This window comes from Clostridium polyendosporum, from assembly GCF_018332455.1.
In the GTDB taxonomy this organism is placed as follows: Bacteria; Bacillota; Clostridia; order Clostridiales; family Clostridiaceae; genus Clostridium_AY; species Clostridium_AY polyendosporum.
Window position 1 is genome coordinate 92456 of record NZ_BOPZ01000005.1, and the last position, 18765, is coordinate 111220.

13 protein-coding genes and 1 other annotated feature are annotated in these 18765 nt (G+C 30.2%); of the genes, 4 read left to right on the forward strand and 9 right to left on the reverse strand.

Going from position 1 to position 18765, the window contains the following annotated elements; all coding sequences use genetic code 11:
• Positions 1-132 precede the first annotated feature (132 nt).
• The 8 genes from uvrB to CPJCM30710_RS04525 all read right to left on the reverse strand — a co-directional run bounded on the left by uvrB (position 133) and on the right by CPJCM30710_RS04525 (position 10302).
• Positions 133-2118 carry an excinuclease ABC subunit UvrB gene (gene uvrB / locus CPJCM30710_RS04490; RefSeq protein WP_212902983.1) on the reverse strand — a complete coding sequence of 662 codons (1986 nt, stop codon included), beginning with the start codon at positions 2116-2118 and terminating at the stop codon, positions 133-135.
• Positions 2119-2362: 244 nt separating this feature from the next.
• A complete protein-coding gene (locus CPJCM30710_RS04495; RefSeq protein WP_212902984.1) occupies positions 2363-3658 on the reverse strand; it encodes a hemolysin family protein in 1296 nt (431 codons plus the stop codon).
• Positions 3659-3691: 33 nt separating this feature from the next.
• Positions 3692-4000 carry a hypothetical protein gene (locus tag CPJCM30710_RS04500; RefSeq protein ID WP_212902985.1) on the reverse strand — a complete coding sequence of 103 codons (309 nt, stop codon included), beginning with the start codon at positions 3998-4000 and terminating at the stop codon, positions 3692-3694.
• Positions 4001-4294: 294 nt separating this feature from the next.
• Entirely contained in the window at positions 4295-4843 is a 549-nt protein-coding gene (locus tag CPJCM30710_RS04505) for a carbonic anhydrase (protein WP_212902986.1), read from the reverse strand.
• A 154-nt stretch (positions 4844-4997) separates the two neighbouring features.
• Complete coding sequence (locus tag CPJCM30710_RS04510; RefSeq protein ID WP_212902987.1) at positions 4998-6005, reverse strand: ribonuclease Z; 1008 nt, start codon at positions 6003-6005, stop codon at positions 4998-5000.
• 373 nt (positions 6006-6378) lie between these two features.
• Positions 6379-8043, reverse strand: coding sequence for a 2-isopropylmalate synthase (gene leuA, locus CPJCM30710_RS04515; RefSeq protein ID WP_212902988.1), 1665 nt, complete (start codon positions 8041-8043; stop codon positions 6379-6381).
• Between the two features lie 53 nt (positions 8044-8096).
• Positions 8097-8354: a binding site (T-box leader), on the reverse strand.
• 276 nt (positions 8355-8630) lie between these two features.
• Positions 8631-9464 carry a PrsW family intramembrane metalloprotease gene (locus CPJCM30710_RS04520; RefSeq protein ID WP_212902989.1) on the reverse strand — a complete coding sequence of 278 codons (834 nt, stop codon included), beginning with the start codon at positions 9462-9464 and terminating at the stop codon, positions 8631-8633.
• 193 nt (positions 9465-9657) lie between these two features.
• Positions 9658-10302, reverse strand: a complete 645-nt coding sequence (locus CPJCM30710_RS04525; protein WP_212902990.1) for a phosphoribosyltransferase — start codon at positions 10300-10302, stop codon at positions 9658-9660.
• Between the two features lie 630 nt (positions 10303-10932).
• On the opposite strand from CPJCM30710_RS04525, the gene amrA reads away from it, so the two are divergent.
• Entirely contained in the window at positions 10933-12306 is a 1374-nt protein-coding gene (gene amrA / locus CPJCM30710_RS04530; protein WP_246503454.1) for an AmmeMemoRadiSam system protein A, read from the forward strand.
• Between the two features lie 70 nt (positions 12307-12376).
• On the opposite strand, the gene CPJCM30710_RS04535 is transcribed toward amrA, so the two are convergent.
• On the reverse strand, positions 12377-14371 hold the full coding sequence (locus CPJCM30710_RS04535) for a fructose-1,6-bisphosphatase (protein WP_212902992.1): 1995 nt from the start codon (positions 14369-14371) through the stop codon (positions 12377-12379).
• Positions 14372-14933: 562 nt separating this feature from the next.
• On the opposite strand from CPJCM30710_RS04535, the gene CPJCM30710_RS04540 reads away from it, so the two are divergent.
• Genes CPJCM30710_RS04540 through CPJCM30710_RS04550 form a run of 3 tightly spaced genes read left to right on the forward strand, consistent with a single transcriptional unit; the run spans position 14934 to position 18595 of the window.
• The gene (locus CPJCM30710_RS04540; RefSeq protein ID WP_212902993.1) at positions 14934-16415 is read left to right on the forward strand and encodes a spore germination protein; all 1482 of its coding nucleotides are present in this window, start codon (positions 14934-14936) and stop codon (positions 16413-16415) included.
• The gene (locus CPJCM30710_RS04545; protein ID WP_212902994.1) at positions 16408-17502 is read left to right on the forward strand and encodes a GerAB/ArcD/ProY family transporter; all 1095 of its coding nucleotides are present in this window, start codon (positions 16408-16410) and stop codon (positions 17500-17502) included. The genes CPJCM30710_RS04540 and CPJCM30710_RS04545 overlap by 8 nt, the downstream gene beginning before the upstream one ends.
• Positions 17489-18595, forward strand: a complete 1107-nt coding sequence (locus tag CPJCM30710_RS04550) for a Ger(x)C family spore germination protein (RefSeq protein ID WP_407644974.1) — start codon at positions 17489-17491, stop codon at positions 18593-18595. The genes CPJCM30710_RS04545 and CPJCM30710_RS04550 overlap by 14 nt, the downstream gene beginning before the upstream one ends.
• Positions 18596-18765 lie beyond the last annotated feature (170 nt).

Here is an 18765-nt window from a genome sequence, read left to right on the forward strand (position 1 = left end):
AATAAAGCTGAGTCAGCATCAAGTTGGCTCAGCTTTAACCAGATTTCACTTTGTGAAATGTCTGCAAGTAAAACGCTTACTTTTAATCATCCCTTTATATCATAATTATAAACTTTATAGGCTCAAAGAAATTTATTTCCTCTCCTTAAGCTTTTCCTTTAACTTAATTACTTCATCTCTAAGTTCAGCTGCTCTTTCAAATTGAAGATTCTTAGCTGCATCCTTCATTTCTTCTTCATACTTCTTAATTAAATCTTCTATATTTACTTCTATCCCATTCTCATTACTAACAGCTTTATACTGAACCTCATCTTCTGATATCTTGGTAGCTTCTATAATATCTCTTATATCCTTTATTACAGTCTTTGGAACAATACCATGCTCCTCATTATATTTCATTTGAATTTCTCTTCTTCTATAGGTCTCCTTTATAGCTCTATCCATAGAGTTAGTTATATTGTCAGCATACATTATAACCTTACTTTCTGCATTTCTAGCGGCTCTACCTATTGTCTGAATAAGTGAAGTTTCTGAACGTAGAAATCCTTCCTTGTCAGCATCAAGTATAGCTACAAGAGCTACTTCTGGAATATCTAATCCTTCTCTTAAAAGGTTTATACCAACTAAAACATCCTCTTCACCCAATCTTAGAGAACGAATAATTTTCATTCTTTCAATGGTCTCTATATCTGAGTGCATATACGTAGTTTTAACCCCTAAGTCTTTTAGATATTTTGTAAGATCTTCTGCCATCCTCTTAGTTAAAGTAGTTACTAAAACTCTAAAACCCTTAGCTACAGTCTTTTGAATCTCTCCATATAGATCATCTATTTGTCCTTCAACAGGTTTTATCACTATCTCAGGATCAATCAACCCAGTAGGTCTTATGACTTGTTCTGCTATGTTGGTTGAATGATCAAGTTCATACTTGGAAGGGGTAGCAGAAACAAATACCACTTGATTTACCTTGTTTTCAAACTCATCAAACTTTAGGGGTCTATTGTCATAAGCACACGGTAATCTAAAACCATACTCTACTAATGATGTCTTTCTTGATCTATCACCACCATACATAGCTCTAACTTGCGGAAGCATTACATGACTTTCATCAATAAACATCAAGAAATCCTCTGGAAAATAATCTAATAATGTTTTAGGTGGAGTACCAGCTGCTCTTCCATCAAGTATTCTTGAGTAGTTTTCTATCCCACTGCAGTACCCCATCTCTCTTATCATTTCTATATCGAAATTAGTTCTCTGTCTAAGTCTCTGTGCCTCCAGAATCTTATCTTGTGCTGTAAGCTCCTTAAGTCTTTCCTCAAGTTCATCTTCTATTTGCTTTATTGCTATTTCCAGCTTATCTAATGAAGTAGCAAAGTGGGAAGCTGGAAATATAGATACATGATTTCTTTCTCCTAGTATCTTTCCTGTCAGCACATCAAATTCTCTTATCCTGTCGATCTCATCCCCAAACAATTCAATTCTTATACCCTTACTTGAAGAAGATGCTGGAATAATATCTAAAGAATCTCCCCTAACTCTAAAGGTTCCTCTTGCAAAATCTATATCATTTCTTTCATATTGAATTTCAATAAGCTTTCTTACTATATCATCTCTATCCTTTTCCATCCCGGATCTTAAAGAAATAGTAAGCTTTTTGTACTCTTCTGGATTACCTAACCCATAGATACAAGAAACTGAAGCTACAATTATAACATCTCTTCTTTCAAAAAGAGCTGAGGTAGCTGAATGGCGCAATTTATCTATTTCATCATTTATTGAAGCATCTTTTTCAATAAATGTATCTGTCTGAGGAACATATGCCTCTGGCTGATAATAATCGTAGTATGATACAAAGTATTCAACTATATTATTAGGAAAAAATTCTTTAAACTCCGCACAAAGCTGTGCTGCTAAAGTTTTATTATGAGCGAGCACCAAAGTAGGTTTTTGAACTCTCTCTATTATATTTGCCATAGTAAATGTTTTTCCTGAACCAGTAACCCCTAATAATGTTTGGTATCTATCTCCCGTACTTATTGAATTAACAAGACTATCAATGGCCTGTGGTTGATCTCCTGTAGGTCTAAATTTAGAAGTAATCTTAAATTCTCCCATGCACCCACCTCCAAAATAAGAATTTTAATATTTTCAAACCATCTCACTATGCATATTACATTTTTAAATTTATTGCTATTTTTTCTTATATAAAAATTGTATAGCAAAAAATATTGCTATACAATTAATTATTTGCTACCATTTCACAAAGTAAAATCTCGCTAAGAATTAAAGGGTTCAATACATTTTAATTCTTATTAACATTATTAAGTTATTATATCTCAATATCATTATACTTTAAGTTCTATTTTTCATTAATTTTTCTAATAGTAATTCTATATATTCTTTTTCTATCACATTTTGATACTAAAAATTCATATCCCTCATAATTAACTGTTTGATTTACCTGAGGAGGTAATTCTAACTTAGAATATATCCATCCACCTATAGTATCAATATCTTCTGATTCTATATTAATATCTAATAATTCATTAATATCATGAATCATAACCTTTCCATCAACAACATAAACAGATTTTTCTAATTGCTGGATTAATTCACCTTCTTCATCAAACTCATCCTGAATTTCTCCAACAATTTCTTCTAGTATATCTTCAGCAGTTACTAGACCTGCTGTACCACCATATTCATCAATTACTATAGCTATTTGTTCTTTTTCTTTTTGAAATTTCTTCAGTAATAGACTTATAGACATAGATTCCGGAATAGTTATTGTCTCACGAATAATATTATCGATGTTTTTATCATTTCCCTCTATCTTCATCTTATATAAATCCTTAACATGAACATATCCAATGATATTATCCTTATTATTTAGACATACGGGAAATCTAGTTAACTGTTCACTTAGTGACATTTTAATTATTTCATCAAAAGAATCTTCTTTATAAACACAGACCATCTCTGTTCTAGGAACCATTACCTCTCTAACGGTCTTCTCTGAAAAATCAAAGATATTATCTACAAAGGTTAATTCTGTTTTATCAATTAACCCATGTTTATAGCTTTCCTCAACTAATAACTTAATTTCCTCATCTGTATGAGCTGATTCATGATCATCAACCTGTGACATACCAAACATTTTAAGTACTAAATTAGAGGTATGATTAAAAACCCATATTATAGGATAGGTCACTTTATAAAATATTATTAAGGGCAAAGCAGTATTCATAGCAACACTTTCCGCACTTATAATTGCTAAGCTTTTAGGTGCTAGCTCTCCAAGGACAATATGCATACCTGTTATTATTGTAAAAGCTATTATAAACGACACTGAATGAATAGCCCTTTCTGACATATCTAACAACCTAAATAAAGGCTCCAACATACGAGACACAGCAGGCTCTCCTACCCATCCCAATCCAAGAGATGCTAAAGTTATACCTAACTGACAAGCTGATAAATAAGAATTTAAATCAGTCACAATTCTTTGGATATATTTCGCCCTAGGATTTCCTTGGATCACTAATGTATCTATTCTTGATTTTCTCACTTTAACTGATGCAAACTCTGCAGCTACAAAAAAACCATTTGCCAAAACTAATAAAAGAACAATAATGATATTAAATAATACATTCATATATAAAATACATCCTTTCAAAAATAAGTAAATTTACTTATTTTTAGATTTCTTTTCTATACCTTCATATAAATAGTGTAGATGCTCTGTGTCTACGCCTTCTTTTTTTAACATATCTATTCTAGTTTTAACTCTATTTAAACATTCTTTTGCTTCATCAAAATCCTTTTGCTTTATACAAGTACTTGCATATTGTAGTAAATAATCAATTTTCAATACCATCTCTGCTAAGTCTTCTTTGTTATTATTTACCAACTTAACTAATAAAGAATATATTTTAGCAGAAGTACTTGCTTTAGAATTTCTTAAAATATTGTTATTTCTAGTATTTTTCTTTGCCACTTTTAATTAATACCTCTCTTTATTTTTCTTTAGTTTTATCTCTTATTGCTTAACTAATACTTCATTAATATTTTTAAACTTAGTTAGTAAAATTATTATACTATGTACAATAACATACAATATTATATACTTGTCACAGATTAAAATCATCAAGCATAATAACAAAAGGGTATAACTCCCTTTCATTATTAACCAAACTTCATTTTTTTAAATAATTACAAATAAGGAAGCCTAAAATTTTAAGCTTCCTTATATCATCTTATAACAATATCATATTTCTATTTATTATGTACATTAATTTTCCTTAATTTGATATAAAAGATTATCATCCAAATTATAAAACAATGGTACAATTAACATATTACGGTATTTTTCTCTTAATCTTTTTGATTCACTTAATAAAAATTCTATTTCATTTTCAATCTCAAACATTGGTGCAAAACTCATAAAATGCTCCTCTGCTTGTTTTTCTTCCCATCCTGCATTTTCAACTAATCCTTTAACAAACCTATCTTTTTTTGACATTAAATTTACCATTCCACAATTGTTATGACCTATTAAAGCTATTGCCTTAACCTCTCCAAGAGCAATAGCATATGAGATTTTGAATTCATTATAACGTAAGTTACCCCCTCCAGTACGAAGAATGTACGAAAAATTATTTGGAATGTTAAGTTGTTTACGATTATCCATACACATACCGACTAATAGTTGTGCCTTATTATAATTATCAAAGGGATATCCTAGATTATGATATTTTATAAGTTGCTCTATCGGAGTATTTATATATTGTTCAAAAATATCTTTTACATCTGTTACTTTAATTAATAATGAATTATCCATATATTATACTTATCGAATTACTTATGAAATTCGACAACACCCTCCCTTTCTTTTTTTCAATTATTTAAAATATTCTATTATTCATATATTATACTAATTATATTATAATATCAAATAATTATTAGACAAGTATTTATATTAAGTAAATGTTTTATTAATCTTTAAAAGCTAAAGTTTTAATTAATCTATCATATCCAATCATAGTATTAGGAAAAATACCCAGTGAATTATCTTTATATAATTCTGGTTCAGTGAGAGCTGGACTAAAGTGAGTAAGTAGAAGTTCCTGTACATTACCTTTATAGGCTAGTTCTGCTGCTTCCCTAAATGTCATATGCTTATTCTTTATTGCCTTCTCTAAATCATTATCACTTCCATAGGTACCTTCACATATAAATAAATCACTTCCATTTATAAAGTCCGGAATAGCATCTACTGGTCTTGTATCTGTGATATAACTCAACTTTATACCTCTTCTCTCGCTTCCAAGTACCATGCCCGGTTCATATGTCTTTCCATCATAAATTATGTCCTCACCTTTTTGAAGTCTGTTCCATAAAACCTTTGGCACCTCATTAGTAGTTGCCATATCTACATCAAACTTAGGTTTTCTTCTTATATAAAAACTGTACCCTATACATGAAGATGAGTGGTCAACTTTTAGCGTTGAAATTACTATATCCTCATTACATAATGCTTTGTAGCGTAAAGTTTGTGAATTAGAATCAAGTATTTGTCTACTATCCCCTGAGTCTTTAGATAAAACCTTCATATTATCTAATCCAACGCCAATGCTTAGGGGCTTCTTAGGATGTTCTACTATGTTTATATCGTATGGAAGATAAGGTACTATAACTCTAAGACCATTTATAATGTTCGTTATTCCTTCAGGACCTATTATAGTCATGGGTTCAATCCTTCCACTATTTCCTATAGTCGCAAGAAGTCCTGGAAGACCAACTATATGATCTCCATGCCCATGAGTTATACATATAATATCAATTGACTTAAATCCCCATCCAAGCATTCTCATAGATACCTGGGTTCCTTCACCACAATCTATTAGTATCTTTCTTCCTCTATAGTTAATAAGAAATGAAGAAAGAAATCTATTAGGCATAGGCATTCCTCCGCCACATCCTAATAAAGCTATATCAACCACTAAAACCACATCCTTATAAATTCTTTAAAATTTAGTACTATAAGATTCTTACGTTTAATTAATTTTAGTATAATAGCTATTTCAAATTTTTAACTTTCCCTAATAAAAAATAAGTATACTTACAAAATAAAACTAACCTATTAAATTTGAACCAGATTTCACTTCATGAAATGACGCAAAAAAAGGGGCTGTCTCAAAATGCGTAAACATGCATTTTGAGCAACCCCTTTATTTTGTATAACCAGAATTATTATTTTATTTCTTAAAAATATCCTATAAATTTATAGCTTTTAGAATAAATTTGAAGCTTTTTAAAATTTATTGCATACGATATTCATTTTGAGACAGCCCCTTCTTTCCAAGAGTTACTGCATTATTCACATCTATTAATAGCACTTATAAGAGCATTTAATGAAGCAGTATCTATATTTTCTGATATTCCTACCCCAAAGTACTTCTTATTATTATTTTCAATCTGAATATATGAAACTGCTCTAGAGTGAGAACCTCCATCAAGAGCATGCTCGTAGTAGGAAACAAACTTGCAATTAATTATATGGTTAATATGAAGTGCATTGAAAAAGGCATCTAAAGGTCCATTTCCTACGCCCTTTATTCTTCTGTCTACTCCTTCAACTGCTATAACAGCTTGAATATTTACTGTATTCTCTTCTGTCTCTACATCCTGTACGGATTGAATCTCATAGTTCTTTAGCTTATATGGCTCCTTTTTATCCAAGTATTGTTCCTTAAATAGTCCAAATATCTGCTTAGGAGTTAATTCTATACCTAAAGAGTCAGACTTATCCTTAACAACTGCACCGAACTCTTGGTGCATAGCTTTAGGAAGTATAAATCCATATTCACTTTCCATGATATAAGCAGTACCGCCCTTACCTGATTGGCTATTAATACGTATTATTTCTTCATACTCACGTCCTACATCATGAGGGTCTATTGGAAGATAAGGAACCTCCCAATACTGATTTTCCCCTTCCTTCATAGCTAAAAGACCTTTTCTAATAGCATCTTGATGAGAACCTGAAAAAGCAGCATATACCAGTTTCCCTGCATATGGATGACGTTCATGAACAGTCATTTTAGTACACTGCTCATATATTCCTACAATATTATTTAAATTTGAAAAGTCTAGTTTAGCATCTACACCCTGTGAATATAAATTCATACCTAAAGTTATAATATCAAGATTTCCGGTTCTTTCCCCATTTCCAAATAGAGTTCCTTCTACTCTATCTGCACCAGCTAATAATCCAAGCTCACTGGCTGCAGTAGCGGTTCCTCTATCATTATGAGTATGAAGACTTATTATGACGCTGTTTCTATTGGAAATATTGTTACAGAACCACTCAATCTGATCAGCATAAACATTAGGAGTAGACATCTCCACAGTAGCAGGTAAGTTAATTATGGCCTTTCTTGATGGAGTTGGCTCCCAAACCTTTAAAACTTCGTTACATATATCCAAAGCATACTCAAGTTCAGTACCTGTAAAGCTTTCTGGAGAATACTCGAATGTGAAATTAGTTTCTGGGTACTTTTTACTTAATTTATTAAAGAGCTTTGCCCCATGAACAGCTATTTCAATTATTTCTTTCATTGTTTTATTGAAAACTACTCTTCTTTGTAGTGTTGAGGTTGAATTATAAAGATGCACAATAGCACTTTTAGCTCCTCGTAAACATTCAAAAGTCTTTTCAATAAGATGATCCCTTGATTGAGTTAGTACCTGAATAGTAACATCATCAGGAATAAGTCCTTCTTCTATTAAAGTACGTATGAAAGTGTATTCAGTATTAGATGCAGCAGGAAATCCTACCTCAATTTCCTTAAATCCCAAGTCTACAAGCAACTTAAACATCTTTAACTTCTCTTCCACATTCATTGGAGTTGGAAGAGCCTGATTTCCATCTCTTAAATCCACACTACACCATATAGGTGCCTTCTCTATCTGCTTATTTGGCCACTGACGATTTGTAAGCTTAACTCCTGAATATTTTTTATACTTATTATAAGACATTTTTTGCCCCCCTTAGAATTAATTTTTATAAAATAAAAAACCCCATCTCTATGAAAAGAGACGAGGTTAACCCGCGGTACCACTCTAATTAACTTTTTAAAGCCCACTTTTTAATGACAATAGCATTCCACTTCAACTATTATCATCATATTTTCCTATAACGTGGAAATTACGTTCTACCCTAGACCCTAACTAACAGCTTCAGGCGAAAGCTCATAGACGAGTTCAAGATTATGAAATTACCGAATCACAGCACCTTCGGCTCTCTGAAAATTTCTTTTATCCCTACTACTTCTATTCATTGCTTTTACAAATAAAACTTTTTAACATTACTTTGTTCTTTTAAGAACTTCTTTTTTATACTTATTTCATATAATAAATATTCATATAATTAACACATAATACTAGTACATTGTATCTGTCATATGATAAGTTTGTTATTTACATTTATGTATTATTAATATAATACAGCTTCATATCTCATATGTAAATACTTAATTAAATTATTTTTACGTTTATGCAATTCATAAATACCTGTTTTCCTTTTCAAGAAATCAGGTTGTGAGGTGGACGTCCTCGACTTCAGTCTAGAGTTGTTGATAATGCTGCTTCTTTCCTTCTTTCCAAAGTCTAAAAAGTATATAAATACCTATAAAACCTACAATAATATCTCCTACTAAAGCGACAACATATGATGGAGTAAATATTGAAATGATAGAAGGAAGCCCATTCCAAAGTCCATGTAATAAAACTACTAATGAATATGCACCAATGACTTTTGAGTTAAAACGGAAATGTCCTAAAGCCCTCTCCCTTAAAAACACTCCAGTTAATATTGCAGTCCAAGTACCATGACCTAAAGGTGCCAATATACCTCTTAATAATGTTATATATACTGTAAGTGATAAACTCCCTCTACTGCGAAGAAATGCAGAAAAAGCATAACCTGCACTTTCTAAAGCTGCAAACCCCATTCCCGCTGCAGCCCCAAGAATTATTCCTTCTAATATTAACTTATGCTGTTTACGTCTAAGTATAAATAAAACTCCCACAAACTTTGTAAACTCTTCAATAACTCCTACAATAATAGCAGTTTTAAAGTTAAGGTTATAAATAAAAATAGGTTCTAATATCGCTGCCAAAAAAGTGCCTACAAAACCGCCATAAAAAAAGCTTGCAGCAGTTGTCACCATCCTAACATTGCTCATATGCCGTCTTTCATAGAAGAAAGTTACGTATACTACAGGTATAAGAAAGTTTCCAAGCATAACTACTGATGGAAACACATTAGGGTTTGCAGTTAATATTAAAACTACTAAACCTATAATGTATGTGATAAATCCAATTAACAGAAACCTCCACCAATTACTCCGCCTTCTAAAATTATTACTATTTGTTTTTCTTATAATTCTACCTATCATTTTGCACCTCATTTCAAGCAAAAAACTTTTATTAAGTAACATCGCTATAAAGACTATTATTTGCAAAAATTTAAAAATGATAAGGATTAAAGTTAGTTATCTTTAGTAAAGACGAGGTTTATATATTTAAAAAAATGAAAAATCGCTATAAACTTCAATAATTTATAACGATTTTTATATAGAGTTAAAAAACTTATACTTTTAATGTTAACCCTAATTCTTTTGTTATACTGAAAACCTCCTCATCAGTAACTTGTTCAAATGTCCTGTAAAATTGTCCTACAGCATAAAACTCGTCAGGTACTAGTAAACATATAACTTCATCCACGAGTTTTTCTAAGACAGCAATTGTTTCTACAGGTGCTACGGGTACTGCAACAACAACTTTTCTCGCTTCATGCTTTTCAATGGATTTTATTGCAGCAATTATAGTTAATCCTGTAGCAATACCATCATCTACAATAATAACTGTCTTACCTTTTACTTCAGGGAAGTCTTCACTTCCTCTATATTTTTTTAGTCTCCTTTTAATTTCCTTTGTTTCAGAAGATACTTCTTTCTCAATATAATCTTGAGATATATTAAGTGAATGTGCATACTCCTCATTTATAAAGTACGTTCCATCTGAACATACTGCACCTATAGCATACTCCTTATTAGAAGGGACACCTATTTTTCTAGGAATAATAAAGTCCCATTGAAAACCAAATTTTTTTATTGTGTCATAAGCTGTAACAATGCCACCTCTTGGAATAGCAAGAATAATTGTATCTTCATTTTTGTATTTTTCTAATTCTAATGAAAGCTTATTTGCTGCATCTTTTCTATCTAAAAACATGATATCATCCTCTCTGATTTTCTGTCATTTAATTAAGTAAAATGTTACTCAAGCTATAGATGATTTAGTTTGAGTAGAAATACCGAGATTATGCAGATAGTTCTTAAGATTATAAATTCGGCAAGCTCTAAAACTTGCTTAACTATAAATTATTCTTATAATAAAGGGAAATATTAAACATATGTTTAAAAATATTTTGAAAAATAAAGTATCTAATTTGTGTTTATAGATACACAACTTCATAACTGAACTTATAATTCATGATATACAAGTTCATATTGAATTAAGAATTTTAGAAAAAGTATTGCATGCCGAGACTATCTTCTAAAATTCGTTAAGGATTGAACTTATATATCCTAGAAAAAGCATTGTATGCCGAGGCTATTATGCTGCCATTTCACAAAGTGAAATCTGGCTCAAATTTAATAGGATCGATGCCTATTAAATTTTATTTAACATAAATTGTTTAAAGATTGAAGTTGTGTATCTTTACAAAGTTATCTAAATTTACTATTAACCAATGAATTTCAAAATAGAATTAATTATTTAAAATAAGTACTTAGAAATTGGAGTTTGAGTTTATACTTTTAGGAGGTGCTTCATTTGGGAGAAATTCTAGGTTTTTATGCCATGCCTCATCCACCAATTATAATTCCTGAAATAGGCAAAGGAGAGGAAAAAAAGATTAAAAATACAACTGAAGCCTGCAATAAAATTGCAGAGGAAATAGCTCTTTTGCAACCAGATACCATAGTTATAGTTACTCCTCATGGTACTATGTTTAGTGACGCCATTGCTATATCTTATGAAAAGAGTATTTCTGGTAGCTTATCAAATTTTGGTGCTCCACAAATTCATATGGATTTAGAGATAGATACTCTATTAACAGAAAAAATTATAGAAAGTGCAAAAACGTACAACATCCCAGTGGTGGCACTAAATGAGAGATTACTTAAATCATATAATGTAGAATATACTCTTGATCACGGTGTCTTAGTTCCACTTTATTTTCTTAGAAAAAAGCTTAGTAAATTTAAGTTAGTTCACATAACTTATAGTATGCTTTCAGATATAGAACTTTATAAATTCGGGATTGCTATTAATAATGCACTTAAAGAAAGTAGTACTAATAGTGTATTTATAGCTAGTGGAGATTTATCTCATAAATTAAAGGAAGAAGGCCCTTATAACTACAGCCCTTATGGTGAAAAGTTTGATAAAGAAATAATTGGATTTCTTAGGGATGGTGATATTCTAGGAGTATTTAATATAGATGAGAATACTGTTGAAAATGCTGGAGAGTGTGGTCTTAGATCCTATTATATAATGCTTGGTGCAATGAATGGCTATAAAATTAAAGGAGAACTTTTATCCTATGAAGGTACTTTCGGAGTAGGATATGGAGTTATGAGATTTGATCTTGAAAAGAGTACTGAAGACACATTAACTCAACTGATTGATGCAAAAAAAGAACGTTATAAAAACAGGTTGAAAAATGAGGATTCATATGTACGTCTTGCCCGTGAAAGTTTGACGTATTACATTACAAATGGTAATTACATAGATATACCTGACTATGTTCCAGATGAAATGAAAAGAAGTTCTAGAGGTGTGTTTGTTTCTCTAAAAAAATTTGGAAACCTAAGAGGTTGTATTGGAACCGTGTTTCCTGTAACTAATAGCTTAGCTGAAGAAATAATAAGAAATGCTGTTGAGGCTGGAGAGCAAGACCCAAGATTTGATCCTGTTGAGGAGAGCGAGCTAGAGGATATTCACTTTTCAGTAGATGTTCTGACAGAACCTATTCCAGCTACTAGAGAAGAGCTAGATCCTAAAAAATATGGTGTTATAGTCAACACTGGGAGAAAGTCTGGTTTGTTGTTACCAGATTTAGAGGGAGTAGATACTATTGAAGAACAGCTTAATATAGTATTGAGCAAAGCTGGAATAAATGCTCGTGAAAAATATAGTATAGAGAAGTTTGAGGTAATAAGACATAAATAGAGTTATTAATAAAGCTGAGTAGGCTCGATGCCTGTTCAGCTTTATTAATATCTATATATTAAGTGACATCTCATATCTTACTTTGTTCTTTAATTATTCCTTTTCTATATGCTGCGAGAAGCATTTTTAAATCCTTTATTTGCTGTTGAAGGGCAATACCTACATCAGTATCTCCAACTCTTTTTCTTACTGAAGATTGTTTCAAAACAATAGTAGAAGATAATATATCTGTCTCTTCTTTTATAGCCATTTCTGTAGATTGAAAAGGCTGGTGTGATACAAGTACAAGTCCAAATGAATTATATATTAATGTATATCCTGCAATTCCAGTCTTAGATTGATAAGCCCTAGAAAACCCTCCGTCTATAACCATTAATTTTCCGTTAGCCTTTATAGGGCTTTCTCCATTTTTCTCTTCTACAGGTACATGTCCATTAACTATATGTGACTTTTCTGGATTTAAACTGAATTCCTTCAATATGTTATTACAAATCTCTTCATTATCTCTAAAGCTATAGTATGGATCCTTTTTTTCATAATGAGTTTCTTTTTCCTCAATAAAATACATTTCAAAAGTTGCCATTTTATCTTTACCAAATAAAGGTGAATAAGGTCCTGTCCATAGATACCACATTATATCAATAGCATTTTGTTTACTTTCAGTATCACTCTTAGAAAAATAACCTTCTCTTGCTAATATATCAAATATATCTAAGAGTTCTCTTCCACTGTATTCCTTTTCACCTACTCTTACTTTCTTAAAACTTCCATCTTCATTTAGAGGTATACATCCATGATATAAAAGATTTGAATTATATTTTAAATATAAACTTCCATTTGAAAATAAGAACCGAACATGTTTGTTTAATTTTTCACTATTCATAAAATAAGACTTTAACTTTTCAATTAACTCTATCTCTTCATCAATAAGTCTGTATGGATCATTAGGATCTATAGTTGGGAAGTGTGCATCCTTTAATTTATATGTTTTGCCATATAACTCAATGCTTCCATCTTCATAATTAATTTCATTTAACACAAGCCTATCATCCATATTAAATTCTGGATGCCTTAGAATAACTTGACCTTCTAATTTAAATTGTATTATGGATATTGCCTTATGCATTTGGGCTATTAATTGAATTTCCTTCATACTATAGCTCTTATCATTATCAAGCTTAGGTAAGAAATCATTACATGGATCCTCATTATAAAAATCCATAGCAAAAGTAGCCAGTGGAAGCAAATTAATCCCGTATCCATTTTCTATAGTGTTTAGATTGGCATATTTTGCAGAATTTCTTATAACATTAGCGATACAAGCTTCTGAACCTGCTGCTGCCCCCATCCATAATATATCATGATTTCCCCATTGAATATCAACTGCATGATATTCTACCAAGGTATCCATAATAATATCTGCACCTGGCCCTCTATCAAATATATCACCAATAATATGCAATCTATCTATAACTAACCTTTGTATTAACTTTGATAAAGCTACTATAAATTCTTTTGCTCTGTCAATATCAATAATAGTTTTAATAATTTCACCATAATACTCATATTTGTCTATTTCATTAGGTTGCTCATGTAATAATTCCTCTATAATATACGCAAAGTCTTTTGGTAAAGCTTTTCTTACCTTAGATCGCGTATACTTGGAGGAAACATGCCTACATACCTCAATTAATCTATATAAAATTATCTTATACCAATCTTTAATATTTTTCTCTTGTTTTAAAACTATATCTAACTTTTGTTCAGGGTAATAAATAAGAGTTGCTAGGCTCTTTTTCTCACTTTGTCTTAGTGCATTACCAAAAATATCTTCAATTTTTCTTTTAATAACACCAGAAGCATTTCTTAATACATGTACAAAAGGTTCATACTCTCCATGAACATCTGTAAGAAAATGTTCAGTACCCTTAGGTAAATTTAAGATTGCTTGAAGATTAATTATTTCAGTTGAAGCTTCATTAATTGTAGGATATTGTTGCGAAAGTAATCTTAAATATCTTAAGTCTTCATTTATTTTCTCGCTTGGCACATCATTCTTTAACATAGTTATCCCCCATTAATCAGAATATAGCATTTACTATTTATTGTTATATAGATATATAATATACACTATTACACAATATACTATATATTATATATCATTTATTACGACTTGTCATTATTTTGAAATTCTATATATTAATAAAATTACAATTTTATTACATAATTTTTGTGCGCATATCCAATTTTATCATTATATTCTATGATATACCACCCTCTCATTACTATTTTTTCCATATAACGATCACAATCTGTCAAAAATGACCACAAACACGATTGATTATATAGTGAACAAAAAATTCATAGGTTCATTATTCATAATAGAATTGATCAGCCACCCCATCTCCTAAAGATACACAACTTCACACCTTAGACAATGCCTATTAAATTTTAGTCAGATTTTACTTCGTGAAATGACAAAAAACAAAACAATTTATATTAGTAAATTGTTTTGTTTTCTGTCATTTCAGATACAACTGTAACATCTTGTAAACATTTGTAATATAAATAAATATTTTAACAAAAACCTGAGTACAATAAACATATAACTAGAGGAGGTGATTTATATGTACGATAATCAAGGAGACATTAAATATAATATTGGTAATATAAAAAATCTAATAGGAGATAAAAATGAATTAGTAATAAGAAACTTGATTATTGGGAAAAAAAATTGCTTAGAGGCCGCTATTATTTATATGAATGGATTAGCTAATAAAGATATGATAGATAGAGATATACTTAATCCATTAATGCTTCATGTAGTAGAGGACTTAAATGATATACCAAATATATCAGACTACATATATAAGAAATATATTGCTGTAAGCAATACTAATGTTGAAACAGATATAAATAAAGCTGTAGATAACATTAAAAGAGGAAACACAGTATTATTAGTTCAAGGTTCTCATGACTTTATCGTAGTAGATACTACTGGAGGGGTTTATAGAGCAATATCTGAACCAGTAAATGATATAGCTTTAAGGGGACCAAGAGAAGGCTTTATAGAAAACCTAGAAACAAATATAAGTATATTGAGACGAAAAATAAAAGATAAAAATCTAGTAACAGAGAACTTTACTATGGGAAGAAGAACCCAATCTAGTCTAGTAATCATGTACATAGACGACATAGTAGATAAAGAATTCTTAAAAAAAATAAGGGACAAAATAAACACCATAGATATGGACTCAATTTCAGCAAACGGTTTTATTGAACAAATGATAGAAGAACATCCTTATAGCGTTTTTCCACAAACCATTGGATCAGAACGACCTGATGTAATACAGGCAAGTTTAATGGAAGGAAGAATAGCTTTCTTGTTAGAAGGTACACCCTATGTTATAACTTATCCCACTGTATTTATAGAATTTCTTCAAACACCAGAGGATTATTATGGAAGAACTTTAGTATATTCTTTTATAAGAATCTTAAGATTTTTAGCTATTTTCATTATAATAACTCTTGGTCCAATTTATATAACCTTAATTAAATTTAACGCAGAGCTAATACCTGTAGATTTTTTAGCATCTCTTATTGAGTCTCGAAAAGGTATAGCATTAACCCCATTTATGTCCTTAATAGCTATGAAAATAACCATAGAGTTTTTACGAGAAGGAGGACTGAGGCTACCAGGGAAAATAGGGCAAACCCTAAGTGTCGTAGGTGGTATTATTATTGGCGATGCTGCTATTCAGTCTAAAATTGTAAGTTCTACTACATTACTTGTTGCAGGCATTACTACTGTTGCTTCTTTCATAATATCTAATTATCAAATGTCCATTGCAATAAGGTTAATAACTTATCCTATGTTAATATTATCAAATTGGCTTGGTGTACTAGGAATAGTTATAGGGTGGTTTTTTATATTAGCTTATCTCTGTTCTTTAGAGAACTTTGGGGTACCTTATTTTTCATTTCATAAAAATGATATGAAAGATATATTGATAAGAGCACCTATATGGAAAATGAATAAACGACCTGAAGCAATACCCCATAATGACCCTACAAGACAAAGTGACTTTAGGGAGAAAAAAAATGAATAAAGCTGAAAATAAACTTTTAACTACAAGTCAATTTACATTTACGTTAATAGCAACTATAATCAGTACTGGAATTTTAAGTTTACCTAAAGATGTTATAAAAAATGCAAAACAAGATGGCTGGATAGGTTGTTTATTAGGATCAATATATCCTATATACATGGTTATTATAGCAAATTACATATGTAAAAAATCCCCTAAAGATAATATGTTGATATTAAGCAAAAAATGTTTTGGAAACTTTTTAGGGAATATTTTATTTTTAATTTTTATATCATTCTTCATATTTCAAGGAACAGCAATGCTTTCAGGATTTAGTAACGTATTTAGGGTATATACAACTGCTTTTTTAAAAAACCATCAAGTTTTATTACCTGTTTTAATTATATCCGCTTATATTGCTTATAAAGGCATCAAGCCTCTTGGAAGACTAAATGAATTAACTTTTTATTTAAGTTTTTTCTTATTTCTTATGCCTGTAATGACTATAAAATACGGAAGTATTTTAAACCTAATGCCTGTATTTCAATCAGGATTAATTGATATATTAAAAGCTTCAAAAGAAACAGCTTGGGCTTATACAGGTATAGAAATAATTTTCATAGTTTATCCTTTTTTACAGGATAACAAAAAACTATTAAAATGCGGCATAGTAGGTATATCTATTGTAGTAGTTGTTTATACATGGCTTATCTTCTTAAGTATATTTTATCTAGGTATTGAAACCATACCAAAGTATATATGGCCCGTACTATTATTAGCTGACAGTATAACAATTCCTATTATAAATAATTTTAGATTTATATTTATGACTTTGTGGTCTTTATTAGCATTTAAGTCTATATCTACTTGTTATTTTGCAGTTTCTTATAGCTTAAATCAATTAATAAAAAGAATATCTGCTGAAACATTTGTTTTACTACTGTATCCTATACTTTTTTATATATCCAGTCTATATGGAAATCCAACAACAAGAAGTAATTATATAAGCAAAATACTTCCTATTTATATAATATTTAACGTGATATATGTTTCTACAGTAGCATTTTTAATCTATTTAAAAAAAGGTGATATTAGTGAAAAAAAGTAGTTTTTATATAATGATAGTTGCAATATTAATTTTGATATTATCTTTTGTAGGCTCAAAAGGAGAAGTTATTGAACGCTTGGAGATACCTGTAGGTATAGGGTATGATATAGAAAAAAATTCTGCACAAACATCTTATAGCATACCTCTATTGATGTATTCGTTTGAACAAGAAGGTAAAACAGTAACTTATATACTTACTGGAAAGGCTACAAATACAGCGGAAACTAGAGAAGAAAGACATTTAAAGACTGGTAAAAAGTTCATATTAGGCCTTAATAGAAGTTTTGTATTTAGCGAGGATATGGCAAGTTATGGAATCAGGGGTATTATCGATATATTAGTTACCAATCCACAAATTAATGATAGAGCAGTATGTATAGTATGCAAAGGAAAAACTGAGGATATTTTAAATTATAAGGTTAAAGGATATTCAAGTTCTGCAGAACTCCTTGAGGGAATGGGAAAAAACTTAAAACAATTTAATTTTTTCTCAAACCAGTATGCTCTTCTAGATTTAGTAGTAAGAATTGACGCAGAAGGAAGAAATGCATTATTACCCTATGTAGAAATAACACCGAAAGGTATAGAAACCACAGGGCTTGCTATATTTAAAGAAGATAAGATGGTAGCTAAAACAAACATAAAAGAAGCTAGAATACTAAATATTTTAAAAGAAAGGAATGTAAAAGGTATATTAACTATACAAGAGAATGCAAAGGAATATATTAATTTTTATGCAGTTTCCAAAAGAAAGGTTAAATGCGAGAAAAAAGATGGCAAATATAAATTTATAATAGATTTAGATATAAAGGGCTCTATAGAGTCTAATGAGTTATATAAAAATATACATGGGGATACAAAAGTATTAAAAAAATTTGAAGAAAACATGAAAATCTCTGTAGAAAAAATGTGTAGTGATTTTATTGATAAAATTAAAGGTGAGTATAAAGTGGATGTTTTAGATTTAGGAAGAGTTGCTGCTGCCAAATATGGGAGACGTACAGGAGTAGATTGGAATAAGGTTATAAGTGATTCTGAGATACAAGTTAATGTTAAGATTTCAGTAGATACCGAAGGAAAGGGGGATTATTAGCAACTTAGGTTATCTTCCGTCTATTTCTCTTATTTCCCCCATTAAATTGTTAACATCTAAGAATCTGTATATATTGAAAGTTACCCTACAAATTAATTATATTTATAAAATATAATATATACATAATAAAACTGAGCAGGCATCAAGCCTGCTCAGTTTTAAAAAGATTT